This window comes from Actinomycetospora sp. 2LY8.5 (assembly GCF_057180585.1).
The window spans coordinates 86,773-102,367 of sequence record NZ_JBXUHE010000026.1; the positions used below are offsets into that span (position 1 = coordinate 86,773).

The 15,595-nt window shown below is 75.3% G+C and carries 15 protein-coding genes; 10 read left to right on the forward strand and 5 right to left on the reverse strand.

Going from position 1 to position 15,595, the window contains the following annotated elements; translation table 11 throughout:
* Nucleotides 1–208: 208 nt before the first annotated feature.
* Both AC2A1K_RS23865 and AC2A1K_RS23870 read right to left on the reverse strand, forming a co-directional pair.
* Complete coding sequence (locus tag AC2A1K_RS23865; RefSeq protein WP_483898824.1) at nt 209–694, reverse strand: GtrA family protein; 486 nt, start codon at nt 692–694, stop codon at nt 209–211.
* The gene (locus AC2A1K_RS23870) at nt 691–2,247 is read right to left on the reverse strand and encodes a sigma-70 family RNA polymerase sigma factor (protein ID WP_483898825.1); all 1,557 of its coding nucleotides are present in this window, start codon (nt 2,245–2,247) and stop codon (nt 691–693) included. Before AC2A1K_RS23870 ends, AC2A1K_RS23865 begins: the two co-directional genes overlap by 4 nt.
* A 132-nt stretch (nt 2,248–2,379) precedes the next feature.
* Between AC2A1K_RS23870 and AC2A1K_RS23875 the strand changes: the two genes are divergently transcribed.
* From AC2A1K_RS23875 to purE, 3 genes are all read left to right on the forward strand, one after another.
* Entirely contained in the window at nt 2,380–3,291 is a 912-nt protein-coding gene (locus AC2A1K_RS23875; protein WP_483898826.1) for a GGDEF domain-containing protein, read from the forward strand.
* Nucleotides 3,292–3,368: 77 nt separating this feature from the next.
* Nucleotides 3,369–4,565 (forward strand): 5-(carboxyamino)imidazole ribonucleotide synthase, encoded by a 1,197-nt coding sequence (locus AC2A1K_RS23880; protein ID WP_483898827.1) that lies wholly within the window; start codon nt 3,369–3,371, stop codon nt 4,563–4,565.
* Nucleotides 4,547–5,092, forward strand: coding sequence for a 5-(carboxyamino)imidazole ribonucleotide mutase (gene purE, locus AC2A1K_RS23885; protein ID WP_483898828.1), 546 nt, complete (start codon nt 4,547–4,549; stop codon nt 5,090–5,092). The genes AC2A1K_RS23880 and purE overlap by 19 nt, the downstream gene beginning before the upstream one ends.
* On the opposite strand, the gene AC2A1K_RS23890 is transcribed toward purE, so the two are convergent.
* Complete coding sequence (locus AC2A1K_RS23890; RefSeq protein WP_483898829.1) at nt 5,062–5,664, reverse strand: TetR/AcrR family transcriptional regulator; 603 nt, start codon at nt 5,662–5,664, stop codon at nt 5,062–5,064. The genes purE and AC2A1K_RS23890 overlap by 31 nt on opposite strands.
* A 90-nt stretch (nt 5,665–5,754) precedes the next feature.
* Between AC2A1K_RS23890 and AC2A1K_RS23895 the strand changes: the two genes are divergently transcribed.
* From AC2A1K_RS23895 to AC2A1K_RS23905, 3 genes are all read left to right on the forward strand, one after another.
* Nucleotides 5,755–7,029, forward strand: a complete 1,275-nt coding sequence (locus AC2A1K_RS23895; protein ID WP_483898830.1) for an FAD-dependent oxidoreductase — start codon at nt 5,755–5,757, stop codon at nt 7,027–7,029.
* Between the two features lie 77 nt (nt 7,030–7,106).
* Nucleotides 7,107–8,294, forward strand: coding sequence for an acyl-CoA dehydrogenase (locus AC2A1K_RS23900; protein ID WP_483898831.1), 1,188 nt, complete (start codon nt 7,107–7,109; stop codon nt 8,292–8,294).
* Between the two features lie 104 nt (nt 8,295–8,398).
* Entirely contained in the window at nt 8,399–8,956 is a 558-nt protein-coding gene (locus AC2A1K_RS23905; RefSeq protein WP_483898832.1) for a DUF805 domain-containing protein, read from the forward strand.
* Nucleotides 8,957–9,125: 169 nt separating this feature from the next.
* Here the strand turns inward: AC2A1K_RS23905 and AC2A1K_RS23910 are convergent, their stop codons facing one another.
* Together AC2A1K_RS23910 and AC2A1K_RS23915 are read right to left on the reverse strand one after the other, a co-directional pair.
* Nucleotides 9,126–9,845: a TIGR03089 family protein gene (locus AC2A1K_RS23910; RefSeq protein ID WP_483898833.1), complete on the reverse strand. Its 720-nt coding sequence runs from the start codon at nt 9,843–9,845 to the stop codon at nt 9,126–9,128.
* A 32-nt stretch (nt 9,846–9,877) separates the two neighbouring features.
* A complete protein-coding gene (locus AC2A1K_RS23915) occupies nt 9,878–11,890 on the reverse strand; it encodes an LCP family protein (protein ID WP_483898834.1) in 2,013 nt (670 codons plus the stop codon).
* A gap of 385 nt (nt 11,891–12,275) precedes the next feature.
* Between AC2A1K_RS23915 and rfbD the strand changes: the two genes are divergently transcribed.
* The 4 genes from rfbD to AC2A1K_RS23935 all read left to right on the forward strand — a co-directional run bounded on the left by rfbD (nt 12,276) and on the right by AC2A1K_RS23935 (nt 15,401).
* The gene (gene rfbD / locus AC2A1K_RS23920) at nt 12,276–13,223 is read left to right on the forward strand and encodes a dTDP-4-dehydrorhamnose reductase (RefSeq protein ID WP_483898835.1); all 948 of its coding nucleotides are present in this window, start codon (nt 12,276–12,278) and stop codon (nt 13,221–13,223) included.
* A 76-nt stretch (nt 13,224–13,299) separates the two neighbouring features.
* Nucleotides 13,300–13,551: a hypothetical protein gene (locus AC2A1K_RS23925; RefSeq protein WP_483898836.1), complete on the forward strand. Its 252-nt coding sequence runs from the start codon at nt 13,300–13,302 to the stop codon at nt 13,549–13,551.
* Nucleotides 13,552–13,590: 39 nt separating this feature from the next.
* Nucleotides 13,591–14,517 carry a tetratricopeptide repeat protein gene (locus tag AC2A1K_RS23930; RefSeq protein WP_483898837.1) on the forward strand — a complete coding sequence of 309 codons (927 nt, stop codon included), beginning with the start codon at nt 13,591–13,593 and terminating at the stop codon, nt 14,515–14,517.
* Between the two features lie 17 nt (nt 14,518–14,534).
* Entirely contained in the window at nt 14,535–15,401 is an 867-nt protein-coding gene (locus tag AC2A1K_RS23935) for a glycosyltransferase family 2 protein (protein ID WP_483898838.1), read from the forward strand.
* Nucleotides 15,402–15,595: the final 194 nt, after the last annotated feature.

Below are 15,595 nucleotides of genomic sequence, written 5' to 3' on the forward strand. Positions count from 1 at the left end.
CGGTCGGTGGAGGCGCATCCCCCGATCGGGCCCGCACGGTGATCACATCGTGGGATCTCCGGGCGGGGAGGGAGGCGACCGTAGGCCCGCGAGGCGCAGGCATCGTCCCTCGGGCGTGGTCTCCACCTCGGCGACCAGCACGATCGTCGGCCCGAGAGCCTCGGCCGACCCGGGAGGCGGCGCCCCGGGTGGACCCCGGTGGCCTTCCTCAGCGCAGAGGACCGATCTCGTCGGGGAACACCCAGCGCCGGAACGCCCACCAGCGGAAGACCATGGCCAGGAGGGTCCCGACGATCTGGGCGCTGACGAGATCCGCGACGTGCTCGGTCAGCACCGACACGGCGGGCGTGGCGAGGTCGAGGACGTAGCGCGAGACGCCCAGCGGGGCGGCGTTGATCGCGAGCGCGACGCCCGACACCACGAAGTAGAGCAGCGCCTCGTGGGGGCGTCCACGGCCACCGCGCATCCGGAACGACCACTCGCGGTTGAGCACGTAGCCGACGATCGTCGCGATGAGCACCGCCACGACCTTCGCGGTGACCGGCTTGGGCTCGAGGACCGTGGACTTCGCGGTGACGAACACCGCGGTGTCGACGACGAAGGTGATCGCCCCGACCGTCGCGAACTTGACCAGTTCGCCGTGGCGCCCGGCGAGCCGTGCGGCCCATCCCGGCACGTCGCGGACCCCGGTCATCGCGTCGAGTCTAGAGACGCCTCCCGCGACTCGATGCCGGTCCGGCAGATGACGTCCCGCGTGTCGAGCACCGGGAGTCGCGCGGTGACCAGGCAGTCACCGCCGGTGCGCTCCGTGGCGAGCAGGGTGAGCCCGCCGCCGTCGGTGGTGCGCGGAGGGGAGGTCGGCGTCCGCGACCGGTCCGACTGCCCGGCGCTGTCGGTCCTGTCGGTCCTGTCGGTCCTGTCGGCGCTGCGCGAGCCGGACGCGGCCACCGGGCGGTCCCGGCGGGAGCCGGCGCCGTGCGCGGTCGGTGTTGCCGGTTCGCCGTCCAGCAGGCCCGGCAGCGCGAGGGCGGCGTCGGGCGACGCGGGAGCCGCCGGGGACCGGGGAGCAGCCGACGCACCAGCCGGCACGCCCGGCGGTGCGGCCGGTGGGAGCGTCCCCGGCGGCAGGATCGGTGGGACGAGAGGCGTTGCAGCAGGAGGCGGCACGGGCGCCGGCTCGGCCTGCATCGGCGGGAGCGACGGCGGCTCGACGGCGTCGCCCAGCACGAACGCCGCCAGACCCACGACGCCCGCCAGACCCACCACGCCCGCGGTCCGCATCCGCGCCGGACCGGGGCGCGGGGTGAGCCCGCTCAGCGCGCCGAGCACGCCCAGCGCGCCGCCCCCGGCAACGGCGAGCTCGCCGGTGCTCGCCTGGAGCGCGAGCGGTCCGGTCGAGCCGCGCGAGGCCAGGTAGCCGACGAGGCCCGCGCCGAGCACGAGCGGCGCGACCACCGAGCGGACCATGCCGGCGTTGACGTCGCGCAGCTCGTCGGCGAGCGCGCGGCACTCGGCGCACTCGGCGAGGTGGGCCTCGACGCGCTGGGCCTCGCGGCGCGCCAGCCCGCCGCGGGTGTAGGCGCCGAGCTTCTCGCCGGTCTCGCGGTGCCGGCGGTCCCAGCGCCCGGTGCCGGAGTCGAGGTGCTCCTGGAGGTACGCCTGGCGCAGCCCTTCCCGGGCGCGGTAGCCGAGCGCGGACACGGCGTTGGCGGTGAGCCCGAACAGCGGCGCGATGTCGGCGGGCGTGTCGCCCTCGACCTCGAGGTGCCAGAGCACGGCCTGCCAGCGCTCGGGCAGGGTGGCGAACGCCTTCGCCGCCATCGTCCGTTCCAGGCCCGCGAGTGCGGGGTCGGTGAACGGGACGACGATGCCCTCGGGGTCGGCGCCGTGGACGTCGGCGATGTCGTCGGTGAGGTCGATCCGCCGCTCGGCGCGGCTGCGGTCGTAGGCGAGGTGCCGCACCGAGGTCAGCAGGTACGCGCGGAACGCGTCGGTCGGTCCCCGCCCGGCCCGCAGGACCTCGAGCATGCGGGTGAAGGCCCCGGCGACGAGGTCGTCGGCGTCCGCGGGGGAGCGGGCGAGCTGGCGAGCGAGCGAGCGGGCGGCCTGCTGGTGGCGGGCGTAGAGGGTCGCGAAGGCGGCGGTCGAGTCGTGGTCCGCGCCGCGGCCGCGCAGGCGCGCGATGAGCTCGGCGTCGCTGCGGGAGTCCTCGTCCTCGGAGCCGCCCCCGGCGTCGTCCACGGACACACGCCCCACCTCCCCCCTCACCCGTCCGGTGGAGTGTCGCGTGGTCCCTACGACCGAATCGGTGACCGTCACCGTCATGGGCGACGACCCCGCGCGTCTCTTCTCCCGGAGACGGAGCACGAGAGGCCGGGGATGGACGTCAGCAGCATCAGCACCGCGCCCCACACGCGCGACGAGGTCGCGGCGGACGCGCTGGACGGTGCGACCCCGCGGCCCCGGCGGGCCGCCGTGCTGCGGGAACGGTGGTTCGCCTGCAGCTGTGCCCTCGGATGGGCGGCCGTGGCGGAGTGGCCGCACGCCGCGGTGGACACGGTCTGCGCGGTCGCCACGGCCCGCCACGACAGCCGGACCGCCCGCGACCGGGCCGTCGAACGGGCTCTCGCCGGCTGGGCGGGCGCCCGCGCGAGCGCCGGGGTCGGGCTGGCCGAGACCCTCACCGACCTCGCCGCCCTGAGCACCGCGGCCTCGGGCGCCACCGACGCCGACGGGTCCGCGGTGGTGGCCGCGCGCGCGTCGCGCGGTGCTCACCGGGGCCCCGACGGCGTGCGCCTGCTGCGCGCGGTGTCGCTGGCCTGGACCGACGTGGCCTGCGGCGACCTCGCCGAGACCGCCGCGGTGGATCCGCTCTCGGGGCTCGCGAGCGTCCGCTACCTGCGCACCCGGCTCGCCGAGGTCTACCGCGCCGCCCGCGCGCACGGCCGCGCCGCGGGCGAGAGCCACGGGTTGGTCGTGCTCGCGCTGGACGTCCGCGACTGGCGTCGCGTCGCCCCGCTGTCGATCGCCGGGGACGCCGCGGGCGTGGTGTTCGACGCCGGCGAGTCACTGGCGGTGGTCGGGCGCGGCACGGTCGTCGTGCTGGCCCCCCGCGACGGCCTCGCCGGGCGTGCGGCGGTGCTGCGGCGCCTGCTGGAGCGCCGGCTCGCGGCCGCCGAGGGGCTGGTCGGGTCGCCGTCGGTGCGGATCGCGCGGCTGCCCGCCACCCACGAGGGTGCCTGCGCGCTCCTCGAGCGGCTGCGGGAGCAGACGGAGCCGGAGCACACCTGACCAGCACCGACGGGTCGAGCGCCCCTGTCGGAGTGCTTGCTTGAATCGCTCCGCCCCCCGCGTACCCTCCTCCGACCGTGGACGAGCGCACCGGCCTGCCCGTGGTGACGATGATCGGCGGCGGCCAGCTGGCGCGGATGACCCACCAGGCCGCCATCGCCCTCGGGCAGTCGCTGCGGGTCGTCGCGACGGGGCCGAACGAGCCCGCGGCGCTGGTCGCGCCCGACGTCGTGCTGGGCGAGCACACCGACCTCGACGCCCTGCGCCGCGCGGCCGCGGGCGCCGAGGCCGTCACCTTCGACCACGAGCACGTCCCCGGCGAGCACCTGCGCGCGCTGGTCGCCGACGGGTACAACGTCCACCCGGGCCCCGACGCCCTGCTGTACGCCCAGGACAAGCTCGCGATGCGCACCCGGCTGCGCGACCTCGGCGAGCCGGTGCCCGCGTTCGCGCCGGTGACCGCGGTCGAGGACGTCACCGCCTTCGCGGCCGATCACGGCTGGCCGGTGGTGCTCAAGGCGGTCCGCGGCGGCTACGACGGCCGCGGGGTGTGGGTGCTCGACGACGCGGACGACGCGAAGACCGCGGTCACCGAACTGCTCGCCGCGGGCGCGCCGCTCATGGTCGAGCAGAAGGTGGCCCTGCGCCGCGAGCTCGCCGCCGTCCTCGCGCGCTCGCCGTTCGGGCAGGCGGCGGTGTGGCCGGTGGTCGAGACCGTGCAGGAGCAGGGCATCTGCACCGAGGTGCTCGCCCCCGCACCCGGGCTCGACACCGGGCGCGCCGAGGAGGCCGGCGAGCTCGCGCTGCGCGTGGCCGCGGCGCTGGGCGTCGTCGGCCTCCTCGCGGTGGAGCTGTTCGACACCGATCAGGGACTCGTCGTCAACGAGCTCGCCATGCGGCCCCACAACTCGGCGCACTGGACGATCGAGGGCTCCGTGACCTCGCAGTTCGAGCAGCACCTGCGCGCCGTGCTCGACTACCCGCTGGGCTCCACGGCGACCACCGCGCCCGTCACGGTGATGGCCAACGTCCTCGGCGGCGACCCCGTCCCGGCCACCGGCGTCGACGAACGCATGCACCACACCCTCGCCCGTTTCCCCGAGGCGCGGGTGCACCTCTACGGCAAGGCCGAGCACCCCGGGCGCAAGGTCGGCCACGTCACCGTGCGCGGCAGCAGTCCCGGGGACCTCCACGACGTGCGGACCCGCGCCCGGCTGGCCGCCGACCACCTCTCCACCGGTGTGTGGAGCGACGGATGGGACCCGCACCAGTGACCGCGTCGAAAGCCCCCGCCGTCGGCATCGTCATGGGCAGCGACTCCGACTGGCCGACGATGCGCGCGGCCGCGGGGGCGCTCGACGAGTTCGACGTGCCGTGGGAGGCGCGGGTGCTCTCCGCGCACCGCACCCCCCGGGTGATGCTCGAGTGGGCGGCGGCGGCCGCCGGGCGCGGGCTGCGCGCTGTGATCGCGGGGGCCGGCGGTGCGGCGCACCTGCCGGGCATGGTCGCGTCGGCGACGGTCCTACCGGTGATCGGCGTCCCGGTGCCGCTCGCGCACCTGGACGGGATGGACTCGCTGCTCTCGATCGTGCAGATGCCCGCGGGCGTGCCGGTCGCGACGGTGTCGATCGGCGGGGCGCGCAACGCCGGGCTGCTCGCCGTGCGGATGCTCGGCGCGTCGGACCCGTCGCTGGCCCGGGCGATGGAGCGGTTCCAGGCGGGGCTCGCCGAGGCGGTCGCGGCCAAGGACGAGGCGCTCGCCGCCCGCGCTCACGACGAGGCGAGCGACCCCGTCAGGTAGCGCTGGATCGTCGGCCCCCAGGCGCCGACGAGCGTCTCCCGGTCGGCCGCCGCGAGTTCGGGCAGCTCGAGGATCTGGCGCGCCACGAGGATCCCGACGATCTGCGAGGCGCAGAGGTCGGCGCGCAGCCGGGGCCGGTCGGCCTGGATGGCGGCCGCGACCCGGTCGAGGATCGCCTCGCCCAGGAACTCCCGCATCATCCGAGCGGCGTCCGGGTGCCCGACGGCGGAGCGCACCAGCCCCAGCATCGGGTTCGCCTCGCCGAGGTCGTCGTTCACCGTGAGCATGAACCGCACCAGCCGCTCGCCGAGCCCGTCGACGCCCGGGCCGACGAGCCGCGGCACGACCTCGGCGGGGTCGAGCGGGAACTCCATCGCCGCGACGAACAGTCCCTGCTTCGTGCCGAAGTAGTGCATGACCAGCGCCGGGTCGACGCCGGCGTCGCCCGCGATCGCGCGGACCGTCGCCGAGCGGAAGCCCTGGGTGCTGAAACGCGCGCGCGCCGCGTCGAGGATCGACTCCCGCGTGCCCGAGTCACCCGGGCGCCTGCCCCGCCGTCCGGTCGTCGTCACGGTGCGACCCTACGCCTTCGTTCAACGCCTGTTGATTTCTGGCCGCTACCGGTCCATACTCGGGATTCAACAGTCGTTGAGATACCGGAGGTGGGGGCCGTGGAACGCACGACGTGCCTGGTGGCCGGGGGCGGCCCGGCCGGGATGGTGCTCGGGCTGCTGCTCGCCCGGGCCGGTGTCGAGGTGACGGTGCTCGAGAAGCACGCCGACTTCCTGCGCGACTTCCGCGGCGACACCGTCCACCCGACGACGCTCGACCTGCTCGACGAGCTCGGGCTGGGCGAGCGTTTCGCGGCGCTGCCGCAGAGTCGGCTCGACCGCATCGCGTTCCCCGTCGACGGGGTGGGTGGGGAGGACGGCAGCCTGCTCGTGCTCGGCGACCTGCGCCGGCTGCGCGTCGCGCACCCCTACATCGCGATGGTCCCGCAGTGGGACCTGCTCGACCTCCTCGCCGACGCCGGCGCGGCCGAGCCCCCGTTCACGCTGCGGATGAGCACGGAAGTCACCGACCTGCGGCGCGACCACACCGGCCGGGTCTGCGGCGTCGCCTACCGCACCGCGGACGGTGTCGAGGGCGAGATCGCGGCCGACCTCGTCGTCGCCTGCGACGGCCGCGGCTCGACGGCGCGGGCGCAGGCCGGGCTCACCGTCGTCGACCACCCGGTCCCCATGGACGCCTGGTGGTTCCGGCTGCCGCGGCGTGCCGACGACCGGGTCACCGCGCTCATGCCCCGCATGGGCGGCGGGCGCTTCGCGGTCGTCATCCCGCGCGAGGACTACTTCCAGATCGCCTACCTCGCGCCGAAGGGCAACGACGCAGCCCTGCGGGCGCGGGGCGTCGAGGCGTTCCGCGCCGACGTCGCCGCGCTCGCGCCCGACCTCGCCGACCGTGTCGACGCGCTGGCGAGCATGGACGACGTCAAACACCTCGACATCCGCCTCGACCGTCTGCGGCGCTGGCACGTCGACGGGCTGCTGTGCCTCGGCGACGCCGCGCACGCGATGTCGCCGATCGGCGGCGTCGGTATCAATCTCGCCGTGCAGGACGCGGTGGCCGCGGCGACGTTGCTGGCGGGCCCGTTGCGTCGCGGGGAACCTCTCGACCTCGACGCCGTGCGCCGCCGGCGCCTGTTGCCCACACTCGCGGTCCAGACCCTGCAGCGTGCGATGCACCGGGGCCTGGTGGCGCCGATCCTGGCGGGGCGTCGCGCCGGTCCGCCCCGGCCGATCCGGCGCCTGCTCGCCGCCTTCCCGCCGGCGACGGTCGTGCCGGCCCGTCTCATCGGTGTCGGCCTGCGGCCCGAGCACGCCCCCGATTTCGCGCGCCGCGCACCCGAGCCGGTCGCCGCCGCCGACCGGGGGTAGCAGGAGCCACACAGGCGGCGGCCTCGCGAGTCCCACGACGGTAGGACGTCCGAGTACCGTGGCGGCGCAGTGCCGCCATGGCATGGGCGAATCGTGTGTGGAGGAACGCCGTGGACCCGGACTTCGACCTGTACAGCCTCGGCGAGGAGCGCGACGCGCTGCGCGAGTCGATCCGCGCCCTGGCCGAGAAGGAGATCGCCCCGTACGCCGCGGAGGTCGACCAGCAGGCGCGGTTCCCCGAGGAGGCGCGCCAGGCGCTGGTGCAGAACGGGTTCCACGCCATCCACATCCCCGAGCAGTACGGGGGCGAGGGCGCCGACTCGATCGTGGCCTGCATGGTGATCGAGGAGGTCGCGCGGGTCGACGCGTCGGCCTCGCTCATCCCGGCGGTGAACAAGCTCGGGTCGATGCCGATCATCCTCTCGGGCTCCGAGGAGCTGAAGCAGCAGGTGCTGCCGACCATCGCCTCGGGCCGGTCGATGATCAGCTACGCGCTCTCCGAGCGGGAGGCGGGCTCGGACACCGTCTCGATGCGCACGCGCGCCGAGCAGGACGGTGACGACTGGGTGCTCAACGGCACCAAGTGCTGGATCACCAACGGCGGCATCTCCGACTGGTACACGGTCATGGCGAAGACCGACCCGGACAAGGGCGCCAACGGCATCTCGGCGTTCGTGGTGCACTCCGGCGACCCCGGCTTCTCGGTCGGCCCGAAGGAGCACAAGCTCGGGATCAAGGGCTCGCCCACGACCGAGATCTACTTCGAGAACTGCCGCATCCCGGGCGACCGGATCATCGGGGAGCCTGGCACCGGCCTGAAGACGGCGTTCGCCACCCTCGACCACACCCGCCCGACGATCGGGGCGCAGGCCGTCGGCATCGCCCAGGGCGCGCTCGACGCAGCTGTCGACTATGCGCGCGAACGCCACCAGTTCGGCAAGGCGATCGCCGACTTCCAGGGCCTGCAGTTCATGCTCGCCGACATGGCGATGAACACCGAGGCGGCCCGCCACCTCGTCTACGCGGCCGCCGCGCGGGCCGAGCGTGGCGAGAAGATGGGCCTCATCGCCTCCGCGTCGAAGTGCTTCGCGTCGGACACGGCGATGTCGGTGACCACCGACGCGGTGCAGATCTTCGGGGGCGCGGGCTACACCGTCGACTTCCCGGCGGAGCGCATGATGCGCGACGCCAAGATCACCCAGATCTACGAGGGCACCAACCAGATCCAGCGCATGGTCATGGCGCGCGCACTGCTGAAGAAGTAGCCTGTTCGGAGTACTCGTCACGGAGTGTATGGGGAGCTAGCCTGGCCGGGCGAAAGAGACCGCGATGACCGCGGTCTCTCCCCACGCTCCGTGAGAGGTCCCCCATGCAGTGGTACCTGAAGGTGCTGAAGCAGTACGCCGACTTCGGCGGGCGTGCGCGGCGCACCGAGTTCTGGATGTTCGTCCTCTTCAACCTCCTCGCCGTGATCGTCCTCAGCATCATCGACGTGCTGATCGGCACCGCGACCTTCACCGCGACGAGCACCGGCTTCTCCACCGGTGGTGGCCTGCTGACCTCGCTCTACCAGCTGGCCGTGCTCGTCCCGTCGCTCGCGGTCGGGGCGCGGCGTCTGCACGACACCGGTCGCTCGGGCTGGTGGCAGCTGCTGGCGCTGATCCCGCTGGTCGGCATCATCATCCTCATCGTCTGGTGGGCGACAGAGGGCACGCCGGGTGCCAACGAGTACGGCATGAACCCGAAGCAGGAGATGGCCGGCGGCTACCCCCAGGGCGGCTACCCCCAGCAGCAGTACCCGCAGGGCGGCTACCCGCAGCAGCAGTACCCGCAGCAGCAGTACCCGCAGCAGGGCGGCTACCAGCAGCCGGGCTACCCCCCGCAGGGAGGCCACCCCCAGCAGGGCAACCAGACCCCGCAGGCCTGAGTCGCTCCCGAGCGGCATCTCATCGACCGACCGACACCGGATCCGGGCGTGCGCCGGGTCCGGTGCCGTCGTCTCGGCCACCAGCGGGTGCGAGGGTGCTCCGCCACGCCGACACGACCGGTGAACAGGCGGGAGGACCGGGCTGCGACACCGGTGTGACCGGTGGTGATCACGCCTCGAGGACCCGGGTGACCTTCTCGGTGTTCGCCCGGCGCTCCTGGTCGCCCGCGGGGTGGCGGACCTGCACCAGCGAGGCGCCGGCGGCGAGCACGGCGAGGAGGCCGTCGACGAGCCCGCCCGAGGTGGCGAGCGGCCAGGCGGCGGTGGAGAGCACCCGGTCGTCCGCGCCCAGCCCGAGCTCGGCGGCACGGGCGCGGGCGGTGGCGACGACACTGGCGACGTCGGCGCCGGCCAGCGCCCGGGCGTCGTCGGGGACCGGGGTGAGCGGGTCGAAGTGGTCGCCGTGCACGCGGACCTCGGTCGCGTAGTCGACGGCGCCCTTCGGCAGAGCGTGCCCGAGCCCCTGCCCGAACGCGTCGAGGGAGAAGCCGACGACGAGCCCGGCGCCGGCGGCGGCCTCGAGGGTGCTCGCGTCGGCCAGCGCGACCTCGGCGCCCGCGGGGTCGGCGACCGCCTCCGCGCCGCACGACCAGATCGCGCACAGCGCCGCCGCGGTCTGCCAGTGCGCGGGCAGGAGCACCGCCACCGGTGCGCCCGGCTCGACGTCGCACTCGTCGCGCAGGAGGTTGGCGGTCTTGGCGACCCAGTTGCCGAACGTCGCGCCGGAGAGCTCGATGCGCTCGCCGGTGGCGTCGTCGTAGAACGTGATCAGCGGCTTGGCGGGATCGCCGGCGAGCAGCGGCGCGAGCAGGGCGTCGGTGACGGTCATCAGGGGTGACTCTCCCACGCCGCGCCGACCACTCAGTCGATGCAGGGAACGCCCTCGGCGGTGATCGCCGGCTGGGGCGCGGGCGCCGGTGCGGCGGCCCGGGACTCGGAGTCGGAGTCGGTGCTCGCGCTGCTGAACGGGGCGGGCGTCGGGGCGGCGGCGCCCGGCCCGCGGTAGTCGGCGCCCAGCAGGACGCGCACCGAGTCCGGCGGCACCGTCGGGTCGAAGCGGGTGGGGAGGTCGCCGAGGCTGCGCGCGACCCGCGCGCCGCCCCCGTCGCCGGCCGGGCCGAACAGCACCTCCGAGCGCGGCGCGGGTGCCTCGGCGTTGCCGGCCACGGTCCGCGCGTAGCCCTGGGCGGAGAGCACGGCGACGACGCGGGCGGCCGCGCCCTGGGTGTCCGAGGCGTTGCGGACGTCGACCGGGATCGTCGCCGGCGCCGGACCGTCGTCGTTGGCGTCCGCGGAGTCCTCGGGGCCGATGGCGTCGTTGACGAAGTTGCGGACCTCGGAGGGATCGACGTCGAGGACCTCGCCGCGACCGTCGACGTTGCGCGTTCCGTTGGTCGGGATGGTCAGGAAGGCGACGGCACCTGCACTGACGTCCTGCATCTGCCCGCCGAACTGCAGCAGGTCCCAGTTGCCGTCGAGCACCACCGACTGGCGCACGGCGTCGAGCAGCCTGCTGAGGGTGACGGGGTTGCCGAGCGTGCCGCTGGAGAGCACCTTGCGCGACATCGACGCGAGGAACGCCTGCTGGCGGCGGATGCGGTCGAGGTCGCCGTTGGGCAGCCCGTGGCGCTGGCGGACGAAGGCGAGCGCGTCGTGGCCGGCGACGGTGCGCGGCCCGGCCGGGAAGTGGGCGCCCGAGAGGTCGTCGTCGACGGGGTTCTTGAGGCACACGTCGACGCCGCCGATGGCGTTGGTCAGCGTGTAGAAGCCCATGAGGTTGACCTCGGCGAAGTGGTCGACGGTCAGCCCCGTGAGGTCGGCGACCGAGGCCACGAGCGCCTGCCGGCCCGCCTCGGAGGAACGGACGTCGACCTCGCGCGGGTCGCTGACCCCGGACTGCACGAGCCGGTTGGCCTCCTCGGCCTTGGCTCCGGGGTACGCAGAATTGATCTTGTCCCGCCGGAGGCCGCCGGGGATGTTGACGTAGCTGTCGCGGGGGATCGAGAACGCGACCGCGCGGCTGCCGTCGTTGGGGACGCGCACCAGCATCATCGTGTCGGTGTTGACGACGCCGTCCGCGGCGCCCGCGCCGAGCTCGCGCAGGGCGTTGTCGGGCAGCGGCCGGCCCTGCGCGTCGGTGCGGCTGTCGACCCCGACGAGCAGGATGTCCGTGGCGCCGTCGGCGGCGTTGCCGACCGGCCCGCCGCCCAGCGCGCTCGAGCCGCTGATGCTGCCGGACAGCGCCGCCCAGGCGGTGCCGGACAGGGCGAACACCAGCACCGAGAGCACCACGAGGCCCAGGCGCACCGTGCGCGCGATCGAGCGGCGCCCGCCGCGGTCGTCCGGCGGCTCGGGCTCCCGCGGCGGCCGTGACGTGCCCGGCGGGCGCGGAGGCGGCGGGGCGGTGCGGCCGCGCTCCCGCTCCCTGTCTCGGCCCTTGTCCGGCGCGGACTTGCGGGGCCGGTCGCGGGGGTCCCGGTCGCGGGGGTCCCGGTCGCGGGGGTTCCGGTCGCGGGGGTTCCGGTCGCGGTCGGGCGACGGCCCGGGCCGTCGGGGGCCTTCCGGCGGCGGCGCGAGGCCGTCGGCGGACGGACCCCGGCGCGAGCCGGCCGAGGTCGCGGAGAGCGCCGCGAGGTCGCGTTTGCGCAGGCGGGCCTCGGGCCCGGCGGATCCGGTGGAGCCCTTCGGTGCGCGGCGGGCGGAGGACGGGCGGCGGTCGGGTTCGGTGATCTCGTCGTCACCTCGGGGCGCGCGATCGTCCAGCGGCGGTCCGCCCGCGCGCCCGGGGCTGCGGCGGGCCGCGGACGGTCCGAACCGACGGGCCGGGTCGCGGCGCGAGGGGTCGGGGACGTCCCGGGGATCGCCGCGGTCCATCGCACGCCTCCCTTCGCCGTCCCGGCCCCCGGGGAGGGCCGCCGCTCGATCGTCGTCCGTGGCCGTCGGTGATCCACGACCCGCACCCGCGAGGCGGGTGGGCTCCCCACGTGCCCCCGGGCGCGGCGTCGCGCCCACCGGTGGGGAACCCCGCCGTCACGGCAGGGTTCGTCGTGATTCGCAGGCTAGACGGCGGCCGCACCGATCGGGGGCTCTCACCCGATGGACGGCTCGTCGGCGCGTCGCGGCGACGCGCGGTGAGCGCCGGGTCCGGACCCCGCTCCCGAGCAGGGTGGGTGCGGCGTCCGCCCGGACCCGGCGTCGTCACCGGACACGCCCACCTCGGAGCACCCGGGGCTCCGCGCGGCTGCCAGACTCCGTCCGGGTGATCGACGGGCGGGGGGCTCCGGTGCGGTGGATGGTGATCGGCGCGGGGGGAGCGCTGGGTACGGACCTGGTCGCGCGGCTCGGGGCGCCCGGCGCGACGGGCGCCCCGCCGACCGACGCCGTGACCGCCCTGACCCGGGCCGACCTCGACGTCACCGACCCCGAGGCGGTCCGCCGTGCGGTGCGCGCGTGGCTGGCCGCGCCGGGCGAGGGGGCGGCGGTGCTGGTCAACGCGTCCGCGTTCACCGCCGTGGACCTCGCGGAGACCGATCCCGACGCCGGCGCGCGGGCCTGGGCGGTCAACGCGGAGGCACCCGGCGTGCTCGCCGCCGCGTGCGCGGAGGCCGGTGCGCAGCTGGTGCACGTCTCGACCGACTACGTCCTCGGTCCGCTGCCCGGTGACGAGCGGCGACCGCTCGAGCCCGGCGACCCGACCGCGCCCCAGGGCGTGTACGCACGGAGCAAGCTGGCGGGCGAGGAGCGGGTGCGGGCGGCGCTGCCCGACGCCCACCACATCGTCCGGACGGCGTGGCTCTACGGCGCGACGGGCTCGAACTTCGTCCGCACCATGGCGCGGCTGTCGCGCGAGCGCGACGTCCTCGACGTCGTCGACGACCAGCACGGCTCGCCGACGTGGACCGCCGATCTCGCCGACGGGCTCATCGCGCTGGCCCGGTCGTCGGCGCCCGCCGGGACCCGGCACGCCGCGGGCGGCGGGGCGACGACGTGGTGGGGCCTCGCGCGCGCGGTGTTCGAGGAGCTGGGCGCGGACCCCGAGCGGGTGCGCCCGTGCGACACGGCGTCCTTCCCGCGCCCGGCGCCGCGGCCGGCGTGGTCGGTGCTCTCGGACGCGTCGTGGCGGTCCGCCGGGCTGGAGCCTCTACCACCCTGGCGAGACGCCCTGCGCACCGCGGTACGCCACCATCCGGAGCTTCTGCTGCGCTGAACGGGCTAGTCCACTAATCCCATCGTTGTCATTTGCGTGTCCTCGGGCCGATCCCGCGCGTTGGACGGTCATGGGTGTGGAGACGGTGCTCCTGGGGCTGCTCGGTCTCGTCGCCGTGTGGTTGGTGATCGACGCCGGGCGGGAGCGGCATCGGCTGCGGGCGCGCGTCGCCCGCGACGAGCGCTGGCAGGCCGAGCGGCGCCGCTGCGCGCGGCGGGAGCGCCGGGCGCAGGCGACCCCGACATCGGCCGGGTCACCCGAGGCCTGGCGCTACTGGCCGCTGACCCTGCCGTCGGCGGAGGACGGATCGAGCGGACCGCGTCTCTAGGCCCTTCTGATGGGCTCCCCCTCGGCGCACACTGATCGAATGACGGAGCAGGCCGCGGCGGGGGTGACCGGGACGTCCGCACCACCCCTCGCCGACGCGGCGCTGGACGACGAACCGCTGTGCGCCGAGGCGCGCGACCTCGCCGCCGCTCCGGACGGCGACTCGGTCGAGAGTCTCGAGGAACGCGTCGCCTTGTTGCGCCGGGCCCTGGCCAGCGGTGAGCGCTCCGCGCCCGCGCTGCTCGCACACGCGCACCTCGCCCGCGGAGAGCGCCGCGAGGCCGCCGATCTCCTCATCCCGGCCGTCATGTCCCGCGGCGAGAGCGAGCACGCCGGCCTGCTCGGCGAGACCCTCGCCGCGATCGGCGACCACGACAGCGCCGAGGCGGCGTTCCTCGTCGGCCTCGACGGGGGCGACCCGGCCGCGACGAACGACTACGGCGTCTTCCTGCGCAGCCGGGGTCGCACGCAGGAGGCGCTCTACGTGCTCGACCGAGCCGTCCGGCTCGGCGACGAGCTCGCCGCGCTCAACCTCGTCGCGCTCCACCTCGAGGAGCTCGACGACCCGGTGACCGCCACGGAGCTCGCCGAGGACCTCCTCGACGACGCCCGGCCGGCCACCCTCCTCGCGCTCGCGGACTGCCGGCTGGCCGACGGCCGGGCCGACGAGGCCGCGGACCTCTACCGGCGCGCCGCGGAACAGGGCGCGCCGTGCGGGCACATCTACTACGGCTGGTTCCTGCGCGAGTACCACGGCGACCACGCCGGAGCCGAGGAGCATCTGCGCCGGGCCCACGAGGTCGGCGAGCCCGGGGCCGCGTTCCACGTCGGACGGTTCCTGTTCGACCTCGGCCGGGCCGACGAGGCGCAGCCCTACATCGAGGAGGCCGCCCGGCGGGGCGACCCGGACGCGATCGCGCTGATGGAGAACCAGTACCGCGGGCTGGTCGACGAGTACGACGACTGACCGGCGACAATGCGGCCGTGCCCGAGACCTACGGTGACGGACTGGCCGTCGTCTGCGTGACCTACTCCCCGGGCGAGGCGCTCGCGGAGTTCGTGTCCTCGCTGGAGAAGGCCACCGCGCGCCCCTACCGCGTCGTCCTGGCCGACAACGGCTCGACCGACGGGGCCCCGGAAGCCGCGGCGGCCGCGGACGAGCGGGTCGAGCTGCTGCGGATCGGCGAGAACGTCGGCTACGGCGCGGCGGCGAACCGAGGCGTGGCCGGGCTGCCCGCCGAGGTCGGCTGGGTGCTCGTCGCCAACCCCGACATCGTGTTCGGGCCGGGCTGCCTGGACACGCTCGTCGTCGCCGGCGAGCGGTGGCCGCGTGCCGGGTCGATCGGCCCGCTGATCCGCACCGGCGGCGAGATCTACCCGTCGGCGCGGCTGCAGCCGAGCCTCGGCCGCGGCGTCGGCCACGCGCTGTTCGCGGCGGTGTGGCCGGCCAACCCGTGGACGCGCTCCTACCGCCAGGAGGGCGCGGTGGCCGAGCGGACCGCAGGCTGGCTCTCGGGCTCGTGCGTGCTCCTGCGCCGCGAGGCGTGGGACTCGGTCGACGGCTTCGACCCGCGCTACTTCATGTACTTCGAGGACGTCGACCTCGGCGACCGCCTCGGCCGCGCCGGGTGGCTCAACGTCTACGTGCCCGACGCCGAGGTCGTGCACAGCGGCGGGCACGCCACCGAGCGTGACGCCCCGACCTCCTCGCGGATGCTCGCCGAGCACCACCGCAGCGCCTACCGCTTCCTGTCCGACCGGTACCGGGGTGCGCGCTGGGCCCCGCTGCGGCTCGCGCTGCGCGCGGGACTGACGCTGCGCGCGCGCTCGGGTGCCCGCTCGGCGTTCTGACGGTTCCAGGACGCCTGCCGGGAGCTCCTAGAACGGCGGGTCGTCGTCCTCCGGCTTGTCGCTGTGCGTGGTGGCGCGGGGTGGTGGTCTGGTGGGTGGGGTGTCGGGGTAGGGGTCGTTGGTCCAGAGGGGTGTGTCGGTGGCGAGCTCTGCGGGGTTGGTGCCCGAGCGGTGGCGGTAGTGGCCGGGTGCGG

Excerpts from the sequence above, each read along its gene's own strand:
- AC2A1K_RS23865 (WP_483898824.1), bottom strand. The coding sequence starts at position 694 with ATGACCGGGGTCCGCGACGTGCCGGGATGGGCCGCACGGCTCGCCGGG.
- AC2A1K_RS23875 (WP_483898826.1), top strand. The coding sequence starts at position 2,380 with ATGGACGTCAGCAGCATCAGCACCGCGCCCCACACGCGCGACGAGGTC.
- purE (WP_483898828.1), top strand. The coding sequence starts at position 4,547 with ATGGGACCCGCACCAGTGACCGCGTCGAAAGCCCCCGCCGTCGGCATC.
- AC2A1K_RS23900 (WP_483898831.1), top strand. The coding sequence starts at position 7,107 with ATGGCATGGGCGAATCGTGTGTGGAGGAACGCCGTGGACCCGGACTTC.
- AC2A1K_RS23905 (WP_483898832.1), top strand. The coding sequence starts at position 8,399 with ATGCAGTGGTACCTGAAGGTGCTGAAGCAGTACGCCGACTTCGGCGGG.
- AC2A1K_RS23910 (WP_483898833.1), bottom strand. The coding sequence starts at position 9,845 with ATGACCGTCACCGACGCCCTGCTCGCGCCGCTGCTCGCCGGCGATCCC.
- AC2A1K_RS23915 (WP_483898834.1), bottom strand. The coding sequence starts at position 11,890 with ATGGACCGCGGCGATCCCCGGGACGTCCCCGACCCCTCGCGCCGCGAC.
- AC2A1K_RS23930 (WP_483898837.1), top strand. The coding sequence starts at position 13,591 with ATGACGGAGCAGGCCGCGGCGGGGGTGACCGGGACGTCCGCACCACCC.